The sequence below is a fragment of the Candidatus Peregrinibacteria bacterium genome (genome assembly GCA_016220175.1).
In the GTDB taxonomy this organism is placed as follows: Bacteria; Patescibacteriota; Gracilibacteria; order CAIRYL01; family CAIRYL01; genus JACRHZ01.
Genome location: JACRHZ010000030.1, coordinates 15111 through 40723, shown reverse-complemented (window position 1 = coordinate 40723; position 25613 = coordinate 15111). Strand labels below are relative to the sequence as shown.

The 25613-nt window shown below is 40.1% G+C and carries 23 protein-coding genes; 18 read left to right on the top strand and 5 right to left on the bottom strand.

The window, feature by feature from the left end; genetic code table 11:
- The first annotated feature begins 208 nt into the window (after positions 1-208).
- The gene (gene tuf / locus HZA38_02945) at positions 209-1405 is read left to right on the top strand and encodes an elongation factor Tu (GenBank protein MBI5414448.1); all 1197 of its coding nucleotides are present in this window, start codon (positions 209-211) and stop codon (positions 1403-1405) included.
- 70 nt (positions 1406-1475) lie between these two features.
- Positions 1476-1820 carry a 30S ribosomal protein S10 gene (gene rpsJ / locus HZA38_02940; GenBank protein ID MBI5414447.1) on the top strand — a complete coding sequence of 115 codons (345 nt, stop codon included), beginning with the start codon at positions 1476-1478 and terminating at the stop codon, positions 1818-1820.
- Between the two features lie 125 nt (positions 1821-1945).
- Here the strand turns inward: rpsJ and HZA38_02935 are convergent, their stop codons facing one another.
- Together HZA38_02935 and HZA38_02930 are read right to left on the bottom strand one after the other, a co-directional pair.
- Complete coding sequence (locus HZA38_02935; GenBank protein ID MBI5414446.1) at positions 1946-3004, bottom strand: DUF4325 domain-containing protein; 1059 nt, start codon at positions 3002-3004, stop codon at positions 1946-1948.
- Between the two features lie 180 nt (positions 3005-3184).
- Positions 3185-3961: a type I restriction enzyme HsdR N-terminal domain-containing protein gene (locus HZA38_02930; protein ID MBI5414445.1), complete on the bottom strand. Its 777-nt coding sequence runs from the start codon at positions 3959-3961 to the stop codon at positions 3185-3187.
- Positions 3962-4082: 121 nt separating this feature from the next.
- On the opposite strand from HZA38_02930, the gene aroC reads away from it, so the two are divergent.
- The 3 genes from aroC to HZA38_02915 all read left to right on the top strand — a co-directional run bounded on the left by aroC (position 4083) and on the right by HZA38_02915 (position 8089).
- Positions 4083-5159, top strand: a complete 1077-nt coding sequence (aroC, locus tag HZA38_02925) for a chorismate synthase (GenBank protein ID MBI5414444.1) — start codon at positions 4083-4085, stop codon at positions 5157-5159.
- An 89-nt stretch (positions 5160-5248) separates the two neighbouring features.
- Positions 5249-7234 (top strand): DNA topoisomerase (ATP-hydrolyzing) subunit B, encoded by a 1986-nt coding sequence (gene gyrB, locus HZA38_02920; protein ID MBI5414443.1) that lies wholly within the window; start codon positions 5249-5251, stop codon positions 7232-7234.
- Between the two features lie 222 nt (positions 7235-7456).
- Positions 7457-8089 carry a ComF family protein gene (locus HZA38_02915; protein MBI5414442.1) on the top strand — a complete coding sequence of 211 codons (633 nt, stop codon included), beginning with the start codon at positions 7457-7459 and terminating at the stop codon, positions 8087-8089.
- Here HZA38_02915 and HZA38_02910 read toward each other — a convergent pair whose 3' ends face one another.
- Positions 8090-9472, bottom strand: coding sequence for a sugar transferase (locus HZA38_02910; GenBank protein MBI5414441.1), 1383 nt, complete (start codon positions 9470-9472; stop codon positions 8090-8092).
- A gap of 254 nt (positions 9473-9726) precedes the next feature.
- Positions 9727-11532: a hypothetical protein gene (locus HZA38_02905; protein MBI5414440.1), complete on the bottom strand. Its 1806-nt coding sequence runs from the start codon at positions 11530-11532 to the stop codon at positions 9727-9729.
- A gap of 109 nt (positions 11533-11641) precedes the next feature.
- On the opposite strand from HZA38_02905, the gene HZA38_02900 reads away from it, so the two are divergent.
- The 13 genes from HZA38_02900 to HZA38_02840 all read left to right on the top strand — a co-directional run bounded on the left by HZA38_02900 (position 11642) and on the right by HZA38_02840 (position 24142).
- The gene (locus tag HZA38_02900) at positions 11642-12397 is read left to right on the top strand and encodes a hypothetical protein (protein ID MBI5414439.1); all 756 of its coding nucleotides are present in this window, start codon (positions 11642-11644) and stop codon (positions 12395-12397) included.
- Between the two features lie 79 nt (positions 12398-12476).
- Entirely contained in the window at positions 12477-12914 is a 438-nt protein-coding gene (locus HZA38_02895; GenBank protein ID MBI5414438.1) for a type II secretion system protein, read from the top strand.
- Positions 12859-14316: a hypothetical protein gene (locus tag HZA38_02890; protein ID MBI5414437.1), complete on the top strand. Its 1458-nt coding sequence runs from the start codon at positions 12859-12861 to the stop codon at positions 14314-14316. Before HZA38_02895 ends, HZA38_02890 begins: the two co-directional genes overlap by 56 nt.
- Positions 14317-14321: 5 nt before the next feature.
- The gene (locus HZA38_02885) at positions 14322-14840 is read left to right on the top strand and encodes a type II secretion system protein (protein ID MBI5414436.1); all 519 of its coding nucleotides are present in this window, start codon (positions 14322-14324) and stop codon (positions 14838-14840) included.
- Positions 14841-14975: 135 nt separating this feature from the next.
- Positions 14976-15380: a hypothetical protein gene (locus HZA38_02880; GenBank protein ID MBI5414435.1), complete on the top strand. Its 405-nt coding sequence runs from the start codon at positions 14976-14978 to the stop codon at positions 15378-15380.
- A 665-nt stretch (positions 15381-16045) separates the two neighbouring features.
- The gene (locus HZA38_02875; protein ID MBI5414434.1) at positions 16046-17416 is read left to right on the top strand and encodes a hypothetical protein; all 1371 of its coding nucleotides are present in this window, start codon (positions 16046-16048) and stop codon (positions 17414-17416) included.
- On the top strand, positions 17373-18164 hold the full coding sequence (locus HZA38_02870) for a 50S ribosomal protein L10 (GenBank protein MBI5414433.1): 792 nt from the start codon (positions 17373-17375) through the stop codon (positions 18162-18164). The genes HZA38_02875 and HZA38_02870 overlap by 44 nt, the downstream gene beginning before the upstream one ends.
- Before the next feature lie 130 nt (positions 18165-18294).
- Entirely contained in the window at positions 18295-18705 is a 411-nt protein-coding gene (gene rplL, locus HZA38_02865; protein ID MBI5414432.1) for a 50S ribosomal protein L7/L12, read from the top strand.
- A 248-nt stretch (positions 18706-18953) separates the two neighbouring features.
- The gene (locus tag HZA38_02860; protein ID MBI5414431.1) at positions 18954-20726 is read left to right on the top strand and encodes a DNA primase; all 1773 of its coding nucleotides are present in this window, start codon (positions 18954-18956) and stop codon (positions 20724-20726) included.
- A gap of 17 nt (positions 20727-20743) precedes the next feature.
- The gene (gene rpoD / locus HZA38_02855; GenBank protein ID MBI5414430.1) at positions 20744-22216 is read left to right on the top strand and encodes an RNA polymerase sigma factor RpoD; all 1473 of its coding nucleotides are present in this window, start codon (positions 20744-20746) and stop codon (positions 22214-22216) included.
- A 30-nt stretch (positions 22217-22246) separates the two neighbouring features.
- Positions 22247-22867, top strand: a complete 621-nt coding sequence (greA, locus tag HZA38_02850; protein MBI5414429.1) for a transcription elongation factor GreA — start codon at positions 22247-22249, stop codon at positions 22865-22867.
- A gap of 123 nt (positions 22868-22990) precedes the next feature.
- Positions 22991-23518 (top strand): helix-turn-helix domain-containing protein, encoded by a 528-nt coding sequence (locus HZA38_02845; GenBank protein MBI5414428.1) that lies wholly within the window; start codon positions 22991-22993, stop codon positions 23516-23518.
- Positions 23519-23566: 48 nt separating this feature from the next.
- Positions 23567-24142, top strand: a complete 576-nt coding sequence (locus tag HZA38_02840) for an NAD(P)H-dependent oxidoreductase (protein ID MBI5414427.1) — start codon at positions 23567-23569, stop codon at positions 24140-24142.
- A gap of 3 nt (positions 24143-24145) precedes the next feature.
- On the opposite strand, the gene HZA38_02835 is transcribed toward HZA38_02840, so the two are convergent.
- On the bottom strand, positions 24146-25549 hold the full coding sequence (locus tag HZA38_02835; protein MBI5414426.1) for a S41 family peptidase: 1404 nt from the start codon (positions 25547-25549) through the stop codon (positions 24146-24148).
- Between the last annotated feature and the right edge of the window lie 64 nt (positions 25550-25613).

Sequence of the window (25613 nt, the reverse complement as noted above, 5' to 3'; positions counted from 1 at the left end):
GTTCTGCTTTGAATAGTATGACTGCTCTCGGAATGCCAAAAAGTTACAAAATAGTATGAAAACCTTAGAAAAAGAAAATTGCTCTTTCCTGAGTCTCTATATTATGATTTGTGCAACAAAGCCATTCAAAATTCAAAATTTCTTTTGACACCTAGAGCACCGCCTGGTAGAATCTCCCCTGCTTTTTTTATTCCTTTTTCATTCTTCTATGGCTGACAATGTATTTCAGCGAACCAAGCCTCATGTGAACGTGGGAACAATTGGACACGTAGATCATGGGAAGACCACTCTTACTGCTGCCATCACAACAGTCCTTTCAAAAAAAATTGGAGGTACAAATGTTGCCAAAGCTTTTGATCAAATTGACAATGCACCTGAAGAGAAGGCACGCGGTATTACTATTTCTACTTCGCATGTTGAGTATGAAACAGCAAAGAGACATTATGCGCACGTTGATTGTCCCGGACATGCTGACTACGTAAAGAACATGATTACTGGTGCAGCTCAGATGGACGGTGCTATTCTTGTGTGTTCTGCTGCAGATGGTCCAATGCCACAGACAAGAGAGCATATACTCCTCGCAAGACAGGTGGGAGTTCCATGTATTGTGGTATTTCTTAACAAAGTGGATATGGTGGATGATCCAGAGCTTCTCGATCTCGTCGAAATGGAGCTTCGAGAACTTCTCTCAAAATATGAATTCCCAGGAACTGAAATTCCATTCATTAAAGGATCCGCTCTCAAGGCGCTTGAAAATCCAGATAACGATGAAGCGACAAAGTGTATCATGGAGCTTGCAGATGCTCTCGACACATATATTCCTACTCCGGTTCGAGAACTTTCCAAGCCATTCCTCATGCCGATCGAAGACATTTTCTCAATCAAAGGACGAGGAACTGTAGCAACTGGGCGAATTGAGCTCGGAATTGTAAAGGTAAATGATGAGGTGGAGATCGTTGGAATTCGTGAGACACGCAAGGTAACGGTTACCGGAGTGGAAATGTTCAAAAAGCTTCTCGATCAAGGACAGGCCGGAGACAACGTGGGAGTGCTGCTTCGAGGAATTGAGCGTGAGGAAATTGAGCGAGGACAAGTTCTCGCAAAGCCGGGCTCAATTACTCCTCATACAGAATTTGAGTCTGAGGTTTATGTACTCTCCAAGGATGAAGGAGGAAGACATACTCCATTCTTTAAGGGATACAAGCCTCAATTTTATATCCGAACAACAGATGTTACCGGTGAAATCACTCTTCCAGACGGAGTAGAAATGGTAATGCCGGGAGATAACATCAAAATGACGGTGAAACTTGGTTGCCCTATCGCTCTTACAGATCAGACAAAATTTGCTATTCGAGAAGGAGGTCGAACTGTTGGAGCAGGAGTTGTTACCAAAATTCTCAAATAGGCTTCTATCTCCCTTCCGCTTTCTTTGGAAGGGAGGAAGAAATTTGTTTTTTCTTTAGATCTTTAAAAAAATGGCTACAAAATCCCCCACCGCTCCTCAACTTCAAAAAATTCGAATTACATTGAAGAGTTTTGACCACACCGTCATCGACAAAGCGTGCAGAACTATTTTGGAAACAGTATCCCGAACAGGGGCGATTATCGCTGGTCCTGTACCGCTTCCAGTCCATATTAAAAAAATAACTCTCAATAAATCTACATTTGTACACAAGGATTCACGCGAGCAGTATGAGATTCGCACACATAAAAGACTGATCGATTTAAGTGATGCGACGCCACAAACCATCGAAGCGCTTTCCAATCTTCACCTTCCTGCTGGTGTAGATGTTTCGGTGAAGATGATTACGGAGAAGTGACGCACGCGAAGCGTGTGTCATCCCGGAATTTTGAGCGAAGCGAGAAATATCCGGGATCTCTCTTCAGGAGCATGTTTACAAGTGTGCTCTCTTTTTGAGTTGTAGAAAATTTGGTTGGAAAATGTCTATGACTTTGGAATTTTTGCCTCATTTTTCGCACGCTCAATCATAAATTTCACGCCGTCATTCATGTTCTCTGTTTCGAGACGTATGTGTGGATTTTTATTTTGAAAAACGCGAAAAATTTCATCAGCGAATGCCTGTCCAACAAGGGGAACTTTTTCAAAATCGAAGATGATGATTTTGAATTTTTCGAGACCAGAAAGAATTCTCCGCGCCTGAGATCTGGAAATATGAATTCCACTTACTGTGTAGAGCTTCACTCGTATTTCCGTTTTATCAAAGCCATAATCACTCTCCGCGCCAATATTGGTGTAAAGACTGAAAACATCATTCAAGTGGCGTTGTGAGGAAATTTTGATCTGAAATACAACTCTTGTCCCATTTTTTATTTTTTGCTCCGTGCTCACAAATACATCGGGAATTTCATTATTCACGATCAGCTGATGTCCAAAACTCTCAAGAATAAACAGATCACAGACTTTTGAAGTAAAGAATATTCCTTCTCCCGAGTGAGATTTTGGCATCGTTGTCGTTTTTCCTTTGAGAAGGTCTTGGATTGCCTCAAGTTCAGAGTGCAATTTTCGCTTCTGCATGATATTTCGAAAAACTCCTACTCCAACATCATCAATACAAAATGATAAAATTTTCTTTTGAAGAGCGACTTTTATACGAATATTCTTTGACTCAGAATGTTCGATGGCATTATTCAGCATTTCAGAAAATCCGTAGGTAAAAATGCTTTGGATATTTTCTGGAAGCTTTTTGAATGGAGGAAATGCAGTCCTCACTTGCTCAAAAACCCTGTCTTCCTGAAGAGCAACATTTGGAAATGTTTTGGCGTAACGGAAAGGAAATATTTTCTGATGTTTCTTCGCGTATTCCAGAAGAACATAAAAAGCAGATCTTGTTGTTCCAATCTTGATAAGAGCGTGATTTTCGACCAGTTCTTGCGTCAAGCGATGAATATATTGCCGGGAAACATGAAATTCCTTCACGATATCGGAAGTTCTGATCTTTCCTCTTTTCTGAGCCAATTGGAGTATTTTCGTTTTTGAAATCATGTTGTCCACTAATTGACAACTCCATTATATTTAATTGACAACCAATTGTCAACCAAATTATTTTAATTGACAACCAGATTGACAACTGATTCCATCGAGAGTCGCCTGAGCCAAAGGCTCCACTTTGTGGTTCACAGCCGACCTTTTCGGGAGAAATCATCTTGATTGCTACTTGATTTTTCACTCAATGCTTGGCGGCTGGCAGGGAATTTGTATGTTTACGTTTTTCTCATCATTATTACCATTTTTTTTCTTTCTTTCTTTTCTAAATTTGATGTGTTTTACGTTATCAAGCTGAATTGCTTCACAAATGATTTGATTAATTGACGTTGTTACTTCTTCGGGAGAGACATTATTTTTATACTTCTTTTTTAATGCCCTTCTGATGAAATTAATAATTGGTGGAGCATACAGTAAGCTTGCGACACTTGCAGGATCTAGTGCTACATGCTTAGCCCAAAGAAGATCTAAGCCTTTTTTTGCAACAGATTCCGTATGCAAATATTGTAAAATCTCTACATTGTCCTTGATCAATTCTTGAGAACTTAAATCAATGGTGAATATTTTTTTTGATTCAATAGGCTTGTTAAAAAGAATTTTATACAATTCAAAGTTTTTTCCATTAGTAAGCAACGCCCACTCAATTCCTTCATTTGCCCCATAGTTGATTGCTTGTCTCAGGTGTTTATCCGAAAGTTCTAGTGACAGTGATTTTACTTCGACTAAAAAATGACGAACACCTTTTTTCTGAACTACATAATCAGCATATGTGCCTCTAATCATATATTCTGTCTTCACCTCTTCTATTGGGGTAAAACCGAGTACATCAGTAAGAAAGAAGTTAATCATTAATCTTGTCCCAGACTCATCAAGATCAGTAATTTTGTTATTGAAATACATTTTCTGGTATTCCTTCAGTTTTAAAAGTAATTTATGTTTTTTGCTTTTCGTTAACATAATAAAAAAGTATAAAAAAATCTAAATTATTTGCATCTTACTCTCATTTCTTCGCCCTCGAAAGATATTTTTAATTCTTCTTATTTTCTCGTATACTTCTAAACGTCTTCTTCATTTCCCTATGAACACCTTCGGACACATCTTTCGGGTCACAATTTTTGGAGAATCTCACGGCGGAGCGGTTGGATGCGTGATTGATGGCTGTCCGCCGAAACTCAAAATTTCCACAGCGGAAATTGAGAAAGAACTCAAAAGACGAGCAACGGGACAAAGTGAAATCACTTCCGGAAGAAAAGAGGATGACAAAGTGGAAATTCTTTCGGGGGTAGAAAATGGAGTAACTTTGGGAACGCCGATTTGCATGATCGTGCAAAATAAAGATGCAAAGCCTGAAGATTATAAAAATCTGGAACATCTCTATCGTCCGAGTCATGCGGATTTTACGTATGAAAAAAAGTATGGAATTCGCTCAAAATCTGGTGGAGGAAGAGCAAGTGCGCGCGAAACAACCGCTCGAGTCATGGCGGGAGTTTTGGCAAAGAAGATTCTTCAGCAAACAGGAATAGAAATTCTCGCATATGTTTCGAATGTGAAAAATATTGAAACGGAAATTGATCCGGAGAAAGTAACGTTCGGAGCAATTCAGAAAAATGAGATTCGTTGTCCGGATGAAAAAAAGGCAAAGGAAATGATTTCTCTGATTACAAAAATGAAAGCAGAAGGAAATTCTGTTGGAGGCGTCATTACTGGAATTGTGAAAAATTGTCCAATTGGGCTTGGCGAGCCAGTTTTCGATAAACTCGAAGCAGATTTGGCAAAAGCGCTGATGTCACTTCCCGCCACAAAAGGTTTTGAAATCGGCTCTGGATTTGCCGGAACACACATGACCGGAAAAGAGCATAATGATCCATTTTATCAGAAAAAAGATGGAATGATTGGCACAAAAACGAATAATTCCGGCGGAATTCAGGGCGGAATTTCAAATGGAGAAAATATTGTCCTTCGTGTTGCTTTTAAGCCAACTTCGACGATTAGCATTCCCCAAGAAACTGTCGACGATAATGGAAAGCCGAAAACTTTGAAAAATGTCCACGGAAGACATGATCCGTGCGTTCTTCCGCGTGCCGTTCCCATCGTGGAAGCGATGATGGCAATTGTGATTGCGGATCATTATTTGAGGGCGAAATCCATTTTCTGAAGGCGACACGGCGCCGTATCGCCTTCTATATCGATCTTGCAAAAAATCGCCTTTTCCCTTATCCTGATCGGGAATTTTCTCTCAAAAAAATGCCACCAAAATCGACGTATTCTGCGGAAAGTATTCAAGTCCTCGAAGGACTTGAAGCTGTTCGAAAAAGACCTGGAATGTATATCGGCTCAACTGACGTAAGAGGGCTTCATCATCTCCTCTGGGAAATAGTTGATAATGCGATTGATGAGGCAATGGCTGGATTTTGCACAAAAATTGATATTACCCTCCAAAAAGATGGCGGATATCGGGTTCTTGACAATGGTCGAGGAATTCCCGTGGATATGCACTCAAAAACCAAGAAGTCTGCATTAGAAACGGTAATGACTGTCCTTCATGCCGGCGGAAAGTTTGGTGGCGGTGAGTACAAGGTATCGGGAGGACTCCATGGGGTTGGAGCATCCGTTGTAAATGCGCTTTCTGTGAAAACAGTTGCTCATGTCCACCGCGACGGAAAGATTTGGCATCAAGAATATAAACGCGGAAAGGTTTTGGCAGATGTCAAAGAGATAGGAAAATCGAATTTTATAGGAACAGAAATTCTCTTTTATCCAGATCCCGAAATCTTTGAAACACTCGATATGGAGCTTGAGGCGATATACACACGAATGCGCCAACAAGCATATCTCACCAAAGGAGTGGAAATTTCTGTGCTGGATGAAAGAACGGACCCACACAGTCGATACCGATTTCTTTTTGAAGGAGGAGTTTCATCGTATGTGCAACACCTCAATGTGAATCGAAATCCCATCAGTTCCGTGATATCTGTCGAAGCAGAGAGTGAGGGATGCGAAGTAGAAATTGCTTTTCAGTATACAGAAAGTTTCACGGAACATGTTATTTCGTTTGCGAATAATATCCATACTGTTGAAGGAGGCACTCATCTTACCGGGTTTCGTGCGGCGCTTACGAGAAGTATCAACACGTACGCTCGAGATAAACTCCTTTTAAAAGAAAAGGAAGATAATCTCACCGCCGATGATGTCCGGGAAGGTCTTACTGCAATTGTTTCCGTGAAACTTGCAGACCCGCAATTTGAAGGACAAACGAAAGCAAAACTTGGAAATTCTGAAGTGAGGCCAATTGTAGAAAGTGTCTTTGCCGAAAAATTTATGGAATATCTCGATGCTCATCCCAATGAAGCAAAGGGTGTTGTCGGAAAGTGTGCTCTTGCTGCCAGAGCGAGAATTGCTGCACGCGCTGCGAGAGATACGGTCATTCGAAAAGGAGCACTCGAGGGGATTATGCTTCCGGGAAAACTCGCGGATTGCTCATCACGAAATGCAGAAGAAAGTGAGATCTTTATCGTCGAGGGAGATAGTGCCGGCGGTTCTGCAAAACAGGGAAGAAATCGGCATTTCCAGGCAATATTGCCGCTCAGAGGCAAAATTCTCAATGTGGAGCAGGCTCGAATGGATCGCATGCTCGCAAATAATGAAGTGAAAAACTTAATTATTGCCCTCGGAACGAGCATTGGAGAGAGTTTTGATAGAGAAAAACTTCGGTATCATAAAATTGTCATTATGACCGATGCAGATGTGGATGGAGCGCATATTCGCACGCTTATTTTGACGCTTTTTTATCGATATTTTAAGGACCTTATTGATGGAGGATATTTGTATATTGCTCAACCTCCACTATTTAAAATTTCAAAAGGGAAAGATATTCGATATGCATACAGCGATACTGAAAAGGATAAACACATTAAGGCGCTTGGAGGAGATATTGCACTTGCTGAGGAATCCGAAGAAGAGGAAATCCTCGAAGAAGGAGAGGAAGCAAATGCCAATCAAAAGAAAAACGTGAAAATTGCAATTCAGAGGTACAAAGGACTTGGAGAAATGAATCCCGAACAGCTCTGGGAAACGACAATGAACCCAGAATCTCGCACAATGCTCAAGGTGGTCATGGAAGATGCAGAAAAGGCTGATGCTGTCTTTGAAACGCTCATGGGGTCTGAAGTCGCTCCGAGAAGAAAATTTATCCAAAATAGAGCGAAGCAGGTGAAGAATTTGGATATTTAGGCGGAAGAGTCGTCAGTGGTCAGCAGAAACCTTATCTGTTGTCGAGGTTCGTCGACAGATAACATTTTAATTTGACTAATTTAGAAGCCAATAGCCGCAGGTCATACTGATTCTCGACTGCAAGACAGTATCTCCATCATCATAATGAAAGAAGCAATTTCTCTATGTTCATTCATGAGAAAAATTATTATCTGACCCATTATGAAGATTTTCTCTCAATTCATGTCTTTCTTTTTTCCTCCTGAATGTCTCCAATGCGGAAAAGAAGATTTTTGGATTTGCAAAGAGTGTCTCAACAAAATAATTCTTGAAAAATCGCCACCGCCATACCATCTTGAGTATTTCGAAAAAGTGTTTGTTTGTAGCGGATGGGAAAATATGCTGATTCAATCGGCGGTGAAAAAAATAAAATTTGAATTCGCGACTGGAATTCTTGATGATGTGCAACCACTTTTTGAAAAACGCATACGTGAGTGGGACATCCAAAAAGATGCGATTTTTGTGCCTGTTCCTCTTCATTTTCTTCGGAAAAATGAACGTGGATTTAATCAGAGTGCACTTCTTGCCAAAATTTTTTCTGAAATTTTTTGTGGGGAAATAAAAGTATACGAACTCATAAAACGCACTCGAAATACACCGCATCAATCACATCTTTCGAAAGAAGATCGAAAAGAAAATATTGCAAGTGCCTTTTTATTAAACACAAAAATTGCACAGAAAATTAGTCCACTCACACCGATCATTCTCGTCGATGATGTCCTCACCACAGGAAACACCATGATGGAATGTGCGAAAGTTCTCAAATCGCATGGATATGAGAAAATTTGGGGAATGGTCGTAGCACACGGGAAGTAGTCAATCTGCTCCTTTCCTCGACAAAACGACGAGCACTGTCTTTAGTAAAATTTTGATATCAAGCCAAAAACTCCAATTTTCTAAGTAGTAAATATCAAGACGTATTTCTTCAGCAAAAGGAAGATCTGACCTTCCTGAAATCTGAGAAAGTCCTGTTACTCCAGGCTTCATCATGAGAACTCTTTTGTGCGAAACCTCATACTTTTCCACTTCCTCAGGAAGATGAGGCCGTGGTCCCACAAGTGACATATCTCCTCGAAGAACATTCATGAGATTGGGGAGTTCGTCAAACGAAATTCGGCGAAGAAAACGTCCAATTGGAGTAATGCGCGGATCATTTTTTACTTTAAAAAGTGGACCATCACGATGATTTTTTGAAGAAAGATGCTTTTTAAATTTATCCGCATTCGGATACATTGACCGAAATTTCCACATGATAAACGATTTTCCATAAGCTCCAATTCTTTTGCTCTTATAAAAAATTGGGCCGCGCGATGTCACAAAAATAAGAAATGACACGAGAAGAAATATAGGGCTGAGCAGCAGAACCAAGATAAGAGACGCCAGAATATCAAAAATCCTCTTTCCGACTCTGTCCCCTACTCTTGGCAGAGCAGGAACCGCAAGAATAAGAGGCGTTTTTCCAAAAAGTGAAATTTCAAGGCGCGCAAACGCCATGTTATTTTCCTGTGGAACAAATCGAAAAAAGAGATGTTTTTCTGTACATATTTCTTGCAATATTCGCGCAGTGTTTTCAGAAGTTTTTGGTTCACATCTCCAGAGTTCATCCGCTTCATAATGACCTTTTGAAAGTTCGTGAATTTCTTTTTCTGAAAATTCCTCCACAATTTCAAATTGCGGAAATTTTTGCAGAATAGATTTTATGGTGGCGACACTCTGAGAATTGCCAAAAAGAATTATTTTTTTGTGATTTTTTCCGGCTTTCCAAAAGATCATCTGAAGCCATCTCAAGAAAGTTCGAGAAAAAAAAGTAAAAAGAACAGAAAATATCATTGCCTGAAAGAGCATGACCCGAGAAAAAATAAGTTCGTGGCGAAAGAGCGCATACCAGGCAACAATGAGCATTCCCCAAAGAAATGTCGCAAAAATAAGGCGAAAAATCTCTCTTACGGGTTCAAAATTTTCATCAAATCGATAATACCCGAGAAAAAAGAGGAGAAAAACAAATGCGAAAGCGGTAGTAACAAGAAATGGGAAAAAAAATGACCAGAGGGGCAAATCTCCGGCTGCAAAATTAAATTGCACCCATGGAAGGAGATCTGTCAGTGGTCTTAAAAAATAGGCCAGAATCCACGCCACCGAAACACTCGCGAAATCAAGCGGTACGCGAAAAAGTAGAATGGCAATGTCTCCTTTTTTCATGAATTTTTCTTCGGAAAAAACGAAGTGATGATACTGGATTTCAAGCGAAAAATGAAGCCGAACAATTGGCGCAGGTTTTTTGCATAGATAAAAAATGAGGCTTTTGTAGAGACAAGGCATGCCTTGTCTCTACGGTTTTTAATAGACCTCTTTGAGATAACACCCCTCGCCCATTCGACTCGTCCCGACAAGTCGGGACTCGCTCAGGGTGAATCTTGTATTTTGAATTCCCCAATAATTTACAATAGTTTTTTTCAATAGACTTCTCTTAAATAACAAGATTCACAGTACACAATCTCCGGTCTTTCTGGCGCGTAACTTGTCTTTATCTCTTTTTTGCACTTCATACAACTTCTCTCCCAGAGTTTTCTCGGATTTCTGAGCGCCATTCGCTCTTTATGCCTTTGATCAGGACATTTTCGAGGAATTGGAATTCCCATTTCTTTGTAGAATTTCAGTTCCTGCGGAATAATTTTGTACGGTTTTCCGGTTACCTCGCAAATGAGGATTTTTTCGCAAATGTCATCTCTTACATCTTTGATGTTTTCTGGAATTTCCACTCTTGGTCCCAAATAATTCTCTCCTGACTTTTCTTCTTCATGCCAATTCCAACTTTTCGCAAACACTTCTTCTTTCGAAAGTGGAAAATATTCCTGAGCAACAGATTCGTTGTACCCAAATGGTGAAACACTCGCAGGAAAAAATTCGCCCCATTCGCGAAGCGACCCTGAGCCCGTCGAAGGGTCTCCGTCCTTCATCATATACTCTATAATTTTTGGAACGAGTTTTTCGTATTCTTCTTTTGAATATTGCTTATTGAGAATACAATATTCAGATTTTTTCATTCCGACACATCCAAAAAGATTTTTGGAATTAAAACACAAACTGCAATAAAAAATATTGGAATTAAACCAGCAAATATCGGAAAAACACTGATGATAATTGGTATCAGCTCCTATTGTTTCATAATCAAGTTCTGAGTGGTCATCGTTATTGGTGTCATAACAATTTTTGAGCTCCGTCCCATCAGATATAAATTTTGAATCCTCAAGATTTTTTACCTCAAAGCAAAAATGGGAATTTTTTGAATGTGAAATATTGTCTCCCGAACAATTTTCAATATTTATCAGATTTGCATATTTCCGAATTGCATTCTTTAATTTTTTCTGAAAACTAATGTGGATATTTCTTAAATCTTTTTTTAGTGACCGTATTTTTTCGAAATATTCTTCTTTTGAGAATTGTTTGTTTCCAATGCAGTACTTTGCATTATTCAAGCTATAACATGCAAAGCAATGTTGACATGATTTTAAGTCATATCCAAAAAAACAGTCAGATGAATGAGAACAGTCTTGAATCCATCCACAGTTATAACAATTATGAGAATCTATGGCTTCATAACACAGTTCTGAATAGGTTACACTTGATGAGTCACAAACATTTTTTACATTGAGAACTCTATTTGAACAAAACGAATCTTCATTCCACCCAGAAGCAAAAAGGAGATAACAATTCTTGTTGTCCACAGCAAAGTTGCAATATTCACTATTTTCAGGATTTTTATTGTTTAAATTTATTCGAGGCACGTTATCAAAAAGCTCTCGGAACTGTTCAAAAAATGTTCTGGAGAAATCAAAGCTTTTTCCATAAAGATATGGGTCGTAGCGGTCACTCCACCATTCACTCTGATCGTATACCTTGTATGGTTTATCCGAAGAATACATCGAAATAATCTGCTTTTTTGTGAGATCACATTTTCGATGATACAAATTCCGTTCATTTCTCCAAGAAAATTTTCTTTGCCTTCGACAATCGGGACAATGTGTTGGTGGCGGAATTCCATATTTCTTTCCTCCAAAAATTGGGGAAATTTTGTCATAAAATTTCAAATCATCAGATGTGATCTCGAATGAAGCCGAACAATGAACACAGATTTTTTGCATTCGTAATTCGTAATTTGGAATTCGTAATTGAATAATGCTTCCACGCCACATCGCCTTTGTCAATACCTCGAAATACCCGGAACTTATAAAATGGCTTGATTTTGCGATAAAATTCATGTAATTTCTTGTAGAAAAAATTCTACAACACGAAGATGGGCGACGATGGGATCGTAGCCTTCTAAAATATTTTCCCCTAATTCCTGATTCCTTATTCTTTATTCCTCCTTTGCTTTCTGACCTTCAACGCCTCGGCCTCACTGCTGAAGAAGCAAAAGTCTACCTTGCGGCGCTTGAAATAAACGGTGGTCCTGTTTCCGTGATCGCAAAAAAAGCCGAAGTACATCGAGTTGGATGCTATTACACTATTGAAAATCTTCTGAAAAAACGCCTCATGAGTCAGTACAATAAGAATGGGACAAAGTGCTTTGCACCAGAACCACCAGAACAAATTTTTCACCTCGCGAAGGAGAACCTTGAAACCGCGAAAAATCTCATTCCTGAACTTCTTTCCTTAAAAAGCATTCTCGCTTTTCAACCGAAAATCAGATTTTATGAAGGACGAAGTGGCGTGGAAAAAGTGTTTACGGAGTCACTAAATGCAAAAGGTGAAATCCTTGGGTACAGCAATCTCCAGACGGTGCTCACTTTTTTCCCTGATTTTTTTAAAGAATATCTCCACACAAAACTCTCGAAGAAAATTAAAACGAGATATCTTTCGCCAAATACAATTGGAAATGTGCATATTCTGAAAAAATTTCTCCCAAAAAAATTTGATCCGAATCTTTTTGAAATTCTCCTCGTGAATAAAAATCAATTCCTTTTTGAAAATGAAATTCTTATTTTTGGAAATTCCGTGGGAATCGTTTCTCTCAAGAAAGAAGAACTTTTGGGACTCATTGTCGAGAGTCCAACTCTCGCGAGAACGATGAAGGCAATTTTTGATCTCGCGTGGCTTGGGGCGACAGCGTTTGTGGCGCAGTGAAGGCGACACGGCGCCGTGTCGCCTTCCGAAAAAAATCTATTTATTGGATTTTCTTTCTCAATATCGATACTCTAAAAGCATGAAAAAATCCCCCGCATTCACGCTCGTAGAAGTGCTCATTTCTATCACTGTTATTGCGATCATTAGCCTTATGGCATCACCGCTCTACAGTATGATCCGGGTAAGAAACAATCTCGAACTTGCGGCAAATGTTGTGGCACAAAACATGAGACGTGCCCAAATACTGGCTGAGGCTTCGAGAGAAGATTCCGATTGGAGTATAAGAGTAGAACCGGGAAAAGTGACCATTTATAAAGGAAATGATTTTGAGACGAGAGATGCGAGCTTTGATGAAGTCTCTGAGCTTTCTTCAGATATTACTCCTCAAGGTGTTCTCGAAGTAACATTTTCCGAATTTTCTGGCTTGCCGAACGCTACAGGAATTCTTACGTTTGTTTCGAATGAAAATGAAACCCACATCATCACCATCGGCGCAAAAGGCTCGATCCATTCGTAAGGTAGAGGGGCTTATTTTTTTGGAAGTACTCCTCGGGATTGTGATTTTTGGAATCGTCATTACTGCTTTTATCGATCCGATTTCATTCGGGAAAAAAAGCATTTCTGCCTCTGGCATGAAGACAAGGGCAACTCTTATCGCGGAAGAAGGCACAGAAGCCCTGCGAAATATTCGGGATGAGAATTTTTTTAATTTGGAAGATGGAACGCATGGTCTTACCATAAATGCTGGGAGTTGGTCGTTTGCTGGAGTATCCGATATAACGGATATTTTTACGCGTGAAATAAAAGTTCTTCCACTTTCAGACGACACAAAACAAGTAACTTCAAAAGTAACATGGGAAGAAACGCATGGAAACATTAAAACACTTTCATTAGATACCTATCTCTCGAATTGGAGGCACGATACCTTTCCTCCGATTGATCCCGATAATTGGAAAGTTCCTAAGCCGGGTGTATCCATCGACTATGACGGAGTTGAGGATGGATGGAAAATTCAAACTCAGGGGAATTATGCCTATATGGTGAGGAGAAATGCGAATCCTGATTTTATTATTATAAATGTTTCCAACCCCGATGCTCCTGTAGGAGCACATCTTTCAAATCTTCTTGGAGGGGTAAATAATATCGCTATTTCCGGAAATTACGTATTTGTCACATCCAATCTTGATAATTTCGAACTCCAAGTGATTGATATTTCGGAACCGATAGATCCTGTTGTCCCAAAAGTGGTAGGAACTTTCAACGCCCCTGGAGCCGCTGACGGACTTGGAGTATTTGCCTTTGGTCCGCTTGTGTATTTGGTGCGGAATCAAGACGGAGTAGAAAAGGAATTTTTTATTATCAGCGTTGCCGATCCAACCCATCCAGTAGAGTTAGGATCTGCTGACCTCGGAAATGGCGCAAACTCAGAAGTGGTTGTCATCGGAAACTATGCTTATGTTTCATCTTATGACGATGCAAATGAAGTAAAAGTTGTCGATATTTCTCATCCAGCAGCGCCGGTGTATTTGGTAAATGCAATCAACTTGGCAGGAAATAATGATGGTCTCACCATCGCCGGATTTGGGGACAATCTTCTTCTTGGAAGAGCAGGAGGAAAATTGGAAATTCTCGATATTTCTAATCCAGTACTCCCTGTTTGGAAAAGCGCTTTTAATGCGCAAAGTAGCATAGAAGATATTGCTCTTGGAAATAACAATACATTCGCATTCTTGGCAACAAGTCTGAATAATAATGAATTTCAGGTGGTGGATATTACGAATCCAGTAAATCCATTTCTTTTTGGGATCATGAATCTTCCTCAAGGAGTGAGTGGGGTAGCGTATCATCCTTTTAAAAATCGCGTATTTGCCGCCACAAATCATGCATTGAGAGAATTTACCGTTATTAAGCCTATCTAAAGTTTATGAAAATCCGCCGTGAAACTGCCGGTTTTACTCTTATCGAGGTTCTTGTTTCTCTCTTTCTTGTGGGAGGAATTCTCATAGGAATGTCTTCCTACCTTTCTTTCCTCGTCGATGCGCGCGTGAAAAATCAAATTATTGCGGAGGTGGAAAGTCAAGGAACGCATGTCATGAATTTGATCGAGCAAGAAATACGAAATGCACAGGGAATTTCGACTCCGATTTTGGGAGCTGAAAATGCCACTCTTTTTTTGGATGATTTTACTGCAGCCAATGATCCCACTTTATTTTCGATTGCGAATGGTGGCATTGTACTCAGCGAAGGAGCTCCACCCACCGTCAGTATTTTGACATCTTCAAAAGTAGAAGCATCAAATTTGAATTTTGCAAATGTTTCACGACTGAGTACTCCCGGAGTAATCCGCGCGAGTTTTACGCTGTCATACATCAATACTTCCGGAAATCCGGAACTGAGTTACTCGAAAAATTTTGAAACTTCCGTAAACGTCAGAACTCCGTAGTAGGCGGTCAGCTGACAGCTGTCAGTAATCAGCAAAAGATAAAGAACTTATAAAAATCATTTATCCACAATCCCCAATCCCTAATCCCTAATTCCTAATTCCTACTTCCTTATTCCTACTTCCTCCTCCCTGCCCATGACCTCCTCTTCCTCTCCTTCCGGCTACATCGTCGTCATCAGCGCAGTTATCAGCGCGATTATCGCGGGCGCGATTGCGTCAACGGTACTTTCCTTGGCGGTTACGGCAAATGATACGAGTATGGTGATACAAAAATCAGCAAAGGCAAAAGCTCTTGCAGATGCTTGTGCAGAAACAGCACTTTGGGAGCTCTCTGAAGATGTGAATTATGCAGGAAACACAATTCTTCCTATTGGTGGAGATTCGTGTGAAATACTTCCCGTTTTGGGAGATGGAAATGAAGATCGAACTATTCAAGTGATTGGAACTGCTGATGACGTGGTGCGAAAAATAGAAATTGATATCGCAGAAGTCTCTCCTGCAATGACCATCAGAAGTTGGCAGGAAGTGGGAGGGTTTTAAGGAGAAGTGAGATACTTTAAAAAAATTAACAAGTAATAATAATTACTTGACATTTTTTATTTTAAATATATAATGCGCTTCCTAAATATGGTCATTAAAACCATTGGAAGTATAGAGACATCTGTGTTTGAGAAATAATCACATGGAATAATGTCCTCAGCAGTTTTTAGCCATTTACAAGATTATAAAACGAAAATGGATAAAAGCTCCTGAGGTGCATTGTTCTCGTGATAGACACGGGAAACCGTTGCACCTCTCAAACGCAGATGCCCTCTGTATATGATGGGCTTCTGCTTCTAGAGGATTCCCCCAATGGCACAAGGATCGATGAGCCGTGGCAAGGTCTCAAAGGGGTACAAAAAGAATGCGAAACACGGAAAAAACGTGGAGGTTAAAGCCTCCCAACGGAGATGGCTGAAGAAGAAGTCGAAGTAGGGCTGGGCATTTGGGGCGAGTGCAACGCGCTCGCCCCTGAATCTATTTGTAATTATTTTTTGTGGAGGTCATGCGTCCACGAATGACCGTGGCTCAATCTCAATCACGCCAGAAGGCGACCTGGGATCAGGCGAGCCCGGCTGAAAGGGCGTGACTTGCACGGAAACACCATAAATTCATTGACAAAACTTAAAAAAGTATTATTATGACCACTTATAATTTTTAAAAATATGCTTGAAAGACCGAGAGAAGGAGAAGCGCCAATAGGCATCAATTCAGAAATTACTCGAAGAGAGTCTTTGAGGCTTGGAGGGTTGTTTACAGCCGCGATAATTGCTCTGCGTGCAGGCGTCATAGGAATTGATGATGTTTTTGGCGCAGAAGATAAACAGTCAGAAGCACTTCAAGTTCCAGAAAAGAAAGAAGTAATGCGAAAAATTGCTGATTTTTGTATGAAATATTTTGATTTTTATGCAAAAACATTTCCACATGAATCACAAGGAAACGACAAAAGAATAATGTCACTCCAAGCATTACGAAGTGGTTTTGAGTCTTCTCATTTTTTGCTTGCCGTCGGAGGCGAAAGACATCCTAATGAAAGCGACTCATTGGTTGCACAGCAAGTGCCAATGCTTTATCAGCATAATAAAGAAATATTTTTTATAGGAGATCACCATCCCGGAGATACCGCTTATGAACTGCTGCGTGCAGGTTGCCCTCTAACCACAAAACTCATTGTTGAAGAATGTACAACTGATAATCAGGGTCAGGCTTTGCCTACTGGAAAAACTCGCGAAGTTACTTTGGTGGACGTTATTTCCACTTCTGTTTTTGATGATTCAAAAAATGGAACATCTGGCATTCGATTTTCTATTAATGGTAGAACCGGCGATAGAGAAATACAAGATTCAAGCTGGATTGTTCTTTTAAGGCAAATACTAAGGGCGTCGAAGACAGAGCCAAGTCAGTTAATAGATTCAGCCGGGAAACCAGTTGAAGAAAGCCGATTACTTCTGCGTTGTGCTGAAGATTTCGTCAAAACATCTGAAATGCTTTCTCAAGAGAAAATACCTGGTTTTGAAAATAACCTTCTGGAACTAGCAGGGAGAGCTGGGTACACTGACGGAGCGATAGACAGCTTTTTTCATAACATGCACGCCCTTACAACATCAAAGAAAATTCGAGATAAGATGATAGAAATAGCACTCTCAACAATAGAAAGTGCAATGCCAACTTTTCCTCAAGAAATAAATACAATTTGTAAAAGATGGAATGAAAATCAAATGAAGCTTCCAGGCGACGAAGATCCAGAAAACTGGAAAGATGTTTCAGTTTTAGCGAAGAGAATAAATTTTGTCGCTCATGCCCTTCTTCCCCTTACCGCCTACTCCGCAGATGAACTTTATAACTCCTCAGATTCTGCAAGAAATGAAAAAGTAAAGAAAATTATTTCTGATTCTACTACTGTCCTCCTCAAAGACGTCGATACATTCTTAAAAATGCAAGAAGTTTCTCCTGAAGAAAGAGGCGCTTCAGATTTTATTGCGGCGTTGAGCCATGCTATTGACACACTTCGATACCTTCCAGAACCACCAAAATAAAAGTACAAAATCAAAAAAACTTGCATTCCCCTCCAAATCCTCGTACACTCTCCCCGCTTTCTCAAAGACCGTTGGCATCCTGGCAAGCCTGGAAAAAGACCAACCGAGAGATAAGAGAAGATTCATCAAGAATTTTCTCCTCATTACGGTCTTTGTGAAATGCACAAAGACTTTTTATTTTTTATATGCAGCAAATGCAAAAGGAGGTGATATCATGGCTGTAACACGGCAACAAAAAGAAGAAATTCTCAGCGGACTTGTCGATAAATTTGGACGTTCAAAATCCGTAGTATTTGCAAAGAACTTGGGACTCACCGTGAATGAAATCTCTGATCTCCGAAAAGCTCTCCGTGTGCATGGGGTTGAATTCGTCATTGCCAAAAAAACACTGTTCCAAAAAGCCGCAGAAGCGAATGGTATCAGCGGATTTACTCAGGAAACAATTGGTGGTCCAGTTGGAGCCGCATTTTCATATCAAGATCCTATTATTTCTTCAAAAATTCTTGCAAAATTCGCAAAAACGAATGAAAAGATCGAAATGAGCATTGGAATTATGGACAAAAAACTCATGAGCGCATTAGAAGTTCTCACACTTTCTCGCCTTCCTTCACGCGAAGAACTTCTCGCAAAATTCTTGGGGTCTCTCGTGGCTCCTCTTTCCGGATTTGTGGGAATTGGAAGAAATCTCCTTGGCGGATTTGTGAGAGCGCTTGATCAAGTGCGGGCACAGGAGGAAATAGCCGGATAATTTAAAATTTTAAATGTAAAATGTAAAAATAAATCCTAAATACTAATTTTTAAAACTTAAAAATTAAGATTTGTTTTAAAATTTAAAATTTAAAATTTAAAATTTTTTTTATCATTTTATTCATTTCAACATGTCAAACGATGCAAAAACTCTCCCAGAACTCTCTAAAGATGGAGAAAAAATTCTTGAGCTCGTAGAGAAGCTCACAGTTCTCGACCTTGCTGCAGTAGTTAAACACATGGAAAACAAGTTTGGTGTTTCTGCTGCTGCTCCAGTCGCAGTCGCTGCTGCCGGCGGTGGCACTGCAGGTGGTGACGCTCAAGAGGTAAAAGATACATTTGATGTCATCCTCAAATCTGGCGGACAAGCAAAAATTAACGTGATCAAAGTTGTTCGCGAAATTACCGGACTTGGACTCAAAGAGGCAAAAGACCTCGTTGATGGTGCTCCGAAGGCAGTAAAAGAGGGCATAAAAGAAGCTGATGCGAAAGATATGCAGAAAAAACTTCAAGATGCAGGCGCAGAAGTAGAACTCAAATAGGCGAAAAGGTTTTGATTCCGGGAACTATAAGCGTTTCCGAAGGCGAAAGATTCCCATTTTGTAAAAAGTGGGTTCTTTTGCTTTTCCTTTGCAATCTTTCCTCCTTTTCCGCTACTATCTCCTCTGCTCTTAATCTTGATTGACATGGTTTCCTTGATTTTTTCTCATGAGAATCTCGAATCTCGAGTGCCTGTTTATTACTTCCCATTCCTAACTCCTAATTCCTAATTCCTGATTCCTAACTGCCTATGGATGCAATCCAAGACATTAAATCCCGGCTTTCCATTGTAGACGTGGTAGAAAAATATGTTCCGCTCAAAAAGGCTGGACGAAACCTAAAAGGACTCTGCCCTTTTCATAATGATCATGCTCCTTCACTCCTTGTCAGTCCAGAAAAAGGACTCGCGTGGTGTTTTGCGTGCCAGAACGGAGGCGATATGTTTGCATTTGTTGAAAAGATAGAACATGTCGATTTTTCGGAAGCGCTGAAAATTCTCGCAAATATGGCGGGAATTCAACTCACTTCTTACTCCACGAAAAAGTCAGAGTCTCCTGACCAAAAAATCAGAATGCTCTCGCTCCTTGAAGAAACCCAGAATTTCTTCCGAGAAAATTATCAAAAAAATGTCCGCGTACAGGAGGAAGTAGCAAAACGGAATATTTCCGAAGCTGTTCTCACAAAGTTTGGAATCGGATATGCAAAAGATGACTTCCACGCTCTCGAAAAATATTTGCTTTCAAAAAATTATTCGCATAAGGAAATGTTAGAAGTCGGCGTTGTGAGCCAAAAAGACGACACTCCCGGGGAAGTGTATGACCGATTCCGAAAACGCATTACTTTCCCTATTTTTGATCTCCACGGCTCACTTGTCGGATTTGGAGGACGAATTTTTGAAAAAGGCGACCCGAAATATTTGAATTCCCCTGAAACAGAACTTTATAAAAAAAGCTCTCTTCTCTACGGCATGAATTTCGCTCGTGAAGCCATAAAAAAAACAGATTTCTGCCTTGTGGTCGAAGGGTATTATGACGTGATTGCATGTCATAACGCGGGAATTGAAAATACGGTAGCAGTAAGCGGCGTCGCTCTTTCAGAAGAACACGTCAAAATCATCCACCGATTTACCAAAAATATCGTATTTGCTTTTGATGCCGATTCTGCAGGAGTGGCGGCAACAAAACGCGGAATCCAAACGGCAATTCAAGGAGGATCTCACATTTTTATTCTCGAAATTCCTGATGGAAAAGACCCAGATGAAGCGCTCAGAAATGCTCCTGAAAAATTTATCTCGGCACTCGGTCAGAGAAAACCGGTAATGGAGTATCTTTTTGAAAAAAATTTTGAGGGAAAAAACACAGAAAATGTGGAAGATCAAAAAAATATTCTTGAAGAATTTTTTTCATTTATCGTTCTTTTTCCGAGCGAAATCGAGAAGAACTTTTATCTCAAAAGATTAGCAGAACGGCTCCAAACATCCGAACTGATTCTCCAAAAAGAATATGGAAAATTTGCAAAATCCCCTCTTGAAAGACGATGGAAAGAAAAAAATCCCTCTTCCGACGAAGAAGAAATATTGTCTCACGAAAAAGTATCTCCCTTTTCATATCTGGTGGGTGCTATTTGTGCTTTTCCAGAGCTTTTTCCAATTATTCGCGATCGACTCCTTATAGGTCTCATTGGAGAAAATTCTCTCGAAAAAAGATTTTATAATTCTCTCGAGGAAGAGTACAATGTTTCGGGCGTTTTGGACCCAGAGAAACTTGTACGCAAACTTCCTCAAGATGAAGCGAAAAAAATAGAACTCATCACTTTGTTCTTTGAAGGACAAAATGATCATCTTCCGGAAGAATCTCGTGAAGAAACTGTCCGGAAAATAGTAAAAACGCTCAACAAGTCACTCATTGTGAACGAACAAAGAAAAGCGGCCCAAATGCTGAAACAGGCCTCGAAAGGGAGTACCCTAGAAAAAGAACTCCTGAAAAAACTCCATGATCTCACCCGTCTTGTCGCACGTTTTTAGACTTTTTTCTTTCTTCTGTGGCCAAACATACCACTTTTATCAGACAACCTACGAAAGAAGAGCTTGGAGAATTTCCTCCTGAAGTTCAAGAGCTTATCCAAAAGGGTCGTTCTCATGGCTTTGTGACACAACAAGAGCTCATGAAGGCAATTCCGAATGCAGAAGACGATCTCGATCTTCTCGATAAAGTCTATACTATTTTTTTGGAGCTCGGAATTGAGGTAATTGATGTAAGAGATACTCTTATTTGGGATTCTCAGCAAGTTTTGGGAGCTGAGGAAAAACAAAAAAAAGCACCTGCAAAAAAGAAAAAAGTAGAAGAAGAAGGAGATGAAGAGCAGGTATTTGATGAAAAGAAGGAAATGGAAGAGACAGAAGAAGATGCGGATTACGATTTTTTTGAGGATGCTCAGGAAGAAGAAAAAGCGCCGGAGAAAGAAAAGCCGGGAGAAGAGCCTGAAGAGGCTGAGGAAAAGCCAGAAGAGGAAGCGCTCACTCGGCAACAAATTGCTCTTTCTGAAATTTCAAATGATTCTGTTCGGATGTATCTTTCTGAGATCGGAAGAGTTCCGCTCCTCAAGGCAGAAGAAGAGGTGAGTCTTGCAAAGCGCATTGAGAAGGGAGATGCCGCAGCGAAACAACATCTCGCCGAGGCGAATTTGCGTCTTGTTGTTTCAATTTCTAAAAAATACATCGGCCGTGGACTTTCTTTTCTGGATCTCATTCAGGAAGGAAATATCGGTCTGTTTCGAGCAGTAGAAAAATTTGACTATAAACGCGGTTTTAAATTTTCCACGTATGCCACTTGGTGGATTCGTCAAGCAATCACGCGTGCTATTGCCGATCAGGCTCGTACGATCAGAATTCCGGTGCACATGGTGGAAACCATCAACAAATTGACCCATACCAAGAGGAGGCTTATGCAGGAACTTGGGCGAGATCCTACCGTTGAGGAACTCTCGGCAGAAATGGATTTAGAGGTGAAAAAAGTGCGACATATCTTGAAGATATCTCAAGATATCGTTTCACTCGAAGCTCCTGTTGGAGCGGAAGAAGACTCGAAACTCGGAGATTTTATTGAAGACAGTGATAGTATTTCCCCGGTAGAATCGACTTCTCGACAGATTTTGAAGGAGAATATTCATTCGATGCTCATGTATCTTTCCCCAAGAGAGAGAAAGATTATCGAAATGAGATTCGGACTGCTCGACGGAGTTTCTCATACACTTGAAGAAGTGGGAAAGGAGTTTGGCGTTACCAGGGAACGTATTCGTCAGATTGAAGCAAAAGTTCTCCAAAAACTCAGAGATCATCCAACAAGTGTAAAAATTAAAGATGGAGATATCGCTCAAAAAAAAGGGAAAGTTATTTCGTTTAAAAATACTCCCGCCGGATCTGACCTTCTTCAAGAACTTGAAATGATGACCAAAAAAAGAAGAGATTTCTCTCCTACTTTGAAGTCTTCCGAAAAACATAAAAAAAATATGTAATTTAAGGATTTTTTTCTTTATTTCTTTTTTATGACCACAAAAAAATCAGTAAAAAGTGCGAAAAAATCAAAATCATCTGCACGTCCTCAAAAAGTACCTCCAAAAAAAGTGCTCATTCCAAAAGTTCTTCCAAAGTCCATATTGCCAAAGGATATTCTCGCTCCTTCAGTCACAGAAAATTCTGTAGGAAAAGATGCTGTTCTTATCACGGAAGATGGACTTTCCGCTTTAAAACAGGAACTTGAATTTCTCACGACGGAAAAGAGGCGAGAGGTAGCGAGAAGGTTGAAGGAAGCAATTTCGTACGGCGATCTTTCCGAAAACTCCGAATATGAAGAAGCAAAAAATGAACAAGCATTTATTGAAGGTCGTATTTTAGAGCTCGAGAAGAAGGTAAAAAATGCGAAAATTATTGCTTCCGCAAAAGCCGGAGTAGCGAGAATTGGATCGACAGTAGTCCTTTCAAATTCCAAGACCAAGGAAGAAGAAGAATATACCATTGTTGGATCAACTGAAGCGGATCCAATGTCAGCAAGAATTTCGAATGAATCCCCTGTTGGATCAGCGGTTCTTGGGAAAAAGAAGGGAGATTCAATTATTGTAAATGCTCCGGGAGGAAAATTTGAGTATGTCATCATGAAATTGAAATAAAGATCATTTCCCCTTCCTGAAGCGACGCGGGAAGATGCTATTTGCGAATTCATATCTGCAGAATCACGACTTCTCATTTTCTCAAATTTTTGCAACAATGGGCGAGAATTTTTCTTATCATATATGATCGACACAGAAGAAAATCTTTTTGGACGAAAAGAAGCGGCCAATTTTCTTGAGATTTCTACAAGAACATTGGATCGGCATGTAAAATCGGGGAGAATGAATCCCGTTCGCAAAAATGGAATGTTGTTTTTTCATAAATCCGATCTCTTGCACCTTAAATCAACAGATGAGATTCAAAATCCGCACATAGTGAGCATTGCGTCTCATTCACAACACACGGCTTCTGACGCGTCTTCCATAAATAAATATAAAATTCTGTGGGAGGCAACAAAAGAAAATCTTGCAGAAAAAGAAAAGCTCCTCCTCACCTTGCACCATCAAGTGGGATATTTGGAATCTGAACTGAAAAACTCAGTTCCACTCCTCGAATCAAAAAATTCTCAAATGGAAGTGGAGCAAACCGTCACATTTTTGAAGAACAAACTCCATCAGACGAGAATTGGAAAAGCGCTCTTCATGGTGCTCTTTTTTCTCTCGCTCACTGCTTGTTTCATCATTCTTCTCACCCTGCAGAGAGGTTCATAAAACTCTTCATGTGTGTGGTAACGTTTTTCAGAAATATCTTTCTCTGCAATGAAAAAACTTATTGTTACTGCTCATCCGAGTACAAAAGGATTTACTCATAGGATTGCGAAAGCCTTTCAAAAAGGATCGGAGGAAGCTTTTCATGAAGTGGAAATTCTGAATCTTTATGAGACCGAGTGGAGACAAGATTTTCTCAAATTCGAAGATATTCGAAATATTCCTGAAGACAAATCACGACTCGAAATGCAAAAAAAAATATCTTGGGCAGATGAACTTATTATCATTCATCCGCTCTGGTGGTTTGATGCTCCTGCTATTCTAAAAAATTGGGTAGATCAAAACTTTACGCCTGGATTTGCCTATAAATACACACCTCAAAATAAACTCCTCCCTCAAAAACTTCTCATCGGAAAGACTGCGCGAGTTTTTATTACGTGCGATAGTCCAAAGTGGTTTTATTGGCTCATTGGAATGCCCTTTAAAAAAAATTGGGCCATCGGAAGATTCTGGTTTTGTGGCATAAAAACTCAAACATTTCGGGTATTCGATCGAAAATTTAAAAGATCACCCGCCATTCTCGAAAAGTGGATTCAGCAAGTGTATACGCTTGCGAAAAAAAGTTGACCTCTATTTTGGCAATATTGATGCTTCTCCCGGAAATAACTTTTTTGCGTTTTCCGAAACATTTTCAAAATCTTCTGGTTTTGCTTCTCTTCTGAGTATTTTTAACGCCGCTTCCATTTGGGGATCTTTGTTCGTTTCGAAATCAGATATTTCTCTCTTCAGAGCAATATCGGGCTCGATTCCCTTTTTGCTAATATCAAGACCATTCGGGGTAAGCCATTTTGCTACCGTTAGTCGCAATTTTGCCCCATCACTCATCGGAACAATTTCCTGAACTGTTCCCTTTCCAAAACTTGTTTCTCCAATAAGAATAGCGCGATTATGATCCCTGAGAGCACCAGCAACAATCTCAGCAGCGCTTGCGGATCCGCCATTTATGAGCACCACAAGCGGGAGATCTGTAAGAACCCTTCCATTTACAAATCTATTCGTAATTGTGGGAGCGCGCTCTTTTTGAATCACGACTTTCCCCTCCTTTACAAAAAATGAAACCATGTCGACAGCGCTATCTAAATATCCCCCGGGATTAAATCTGAGATCCAAAACAATTCCACGAGGATTCCCAGCAATTGCTTCGCGGAGATACTTTTCAAACTCCTCCTTTGTATGGTCTCCAAATTGACTCACCTCAAGTACTGCAATTCCATTTTTCATTTCCAATTTTACACTTTCCACCACAATGTGTTTCCGTGTTATTTCAATGTCGAGGATATTCGTCTCTGTTTTCCTGAGTATGCCGAGAACAACTTTTGTCCCATTTTTTCCTCGAATTTTGTTTACCACCTCCAAAAGAGTCATCCCATCAACACTTTCTCCGTCAACAGTTGCAATTACATCTTCCGGAAAAATTCCAGCTTGTTCCGCTGGAGAGTTTCTGAGAGGGGATACAACAGTAACAAGAGAATTCCTCATAGTAAGCTCAGCACCAATCCCCTCAAGCTCACCGGCAAGTTCTTCATCAAAAGTTTGGGATTCTTCTCGCGACATGTAGCTCGAATAATCATCTTCCAAGCTTGAGATAAGACCTCTTACGAGCCATTCCGAAAGAGTATTTGCGTTAACTTTTTCGGGATCCACATATTCGTTTTCAACAACTTGAAGCGCCTCCCATAATTTGCTGAGATCTACTTTTTGGGTATTTTCCAGAATATCGATTGTTTTTTCGATAGTCGTTCGAAATTTTTCAACGGCTCCTTTTTCAGATGGTTCAGCACTTTCTTCCCATCGCTGAAGGGCTGTCCAAAAAATCTGCGTATCAATTTTCTGCGCCTCTGAAACTATTGGTTCCTGAGGAAGGTAAATTTTAGGACGCTTGTTCTGATATATCTCTCCCGAGAGCGCAACTCCGAGAATAAATGTGAGAATCGGCAGGAGCAAAAACCCAAAAAACTTTTGCGGAGTATTCATGCACAAGCAAAATAAGAGACCCGCGGAGTATTACAGTTTCTTTGAAAAAAGTCCATCTTCTAAA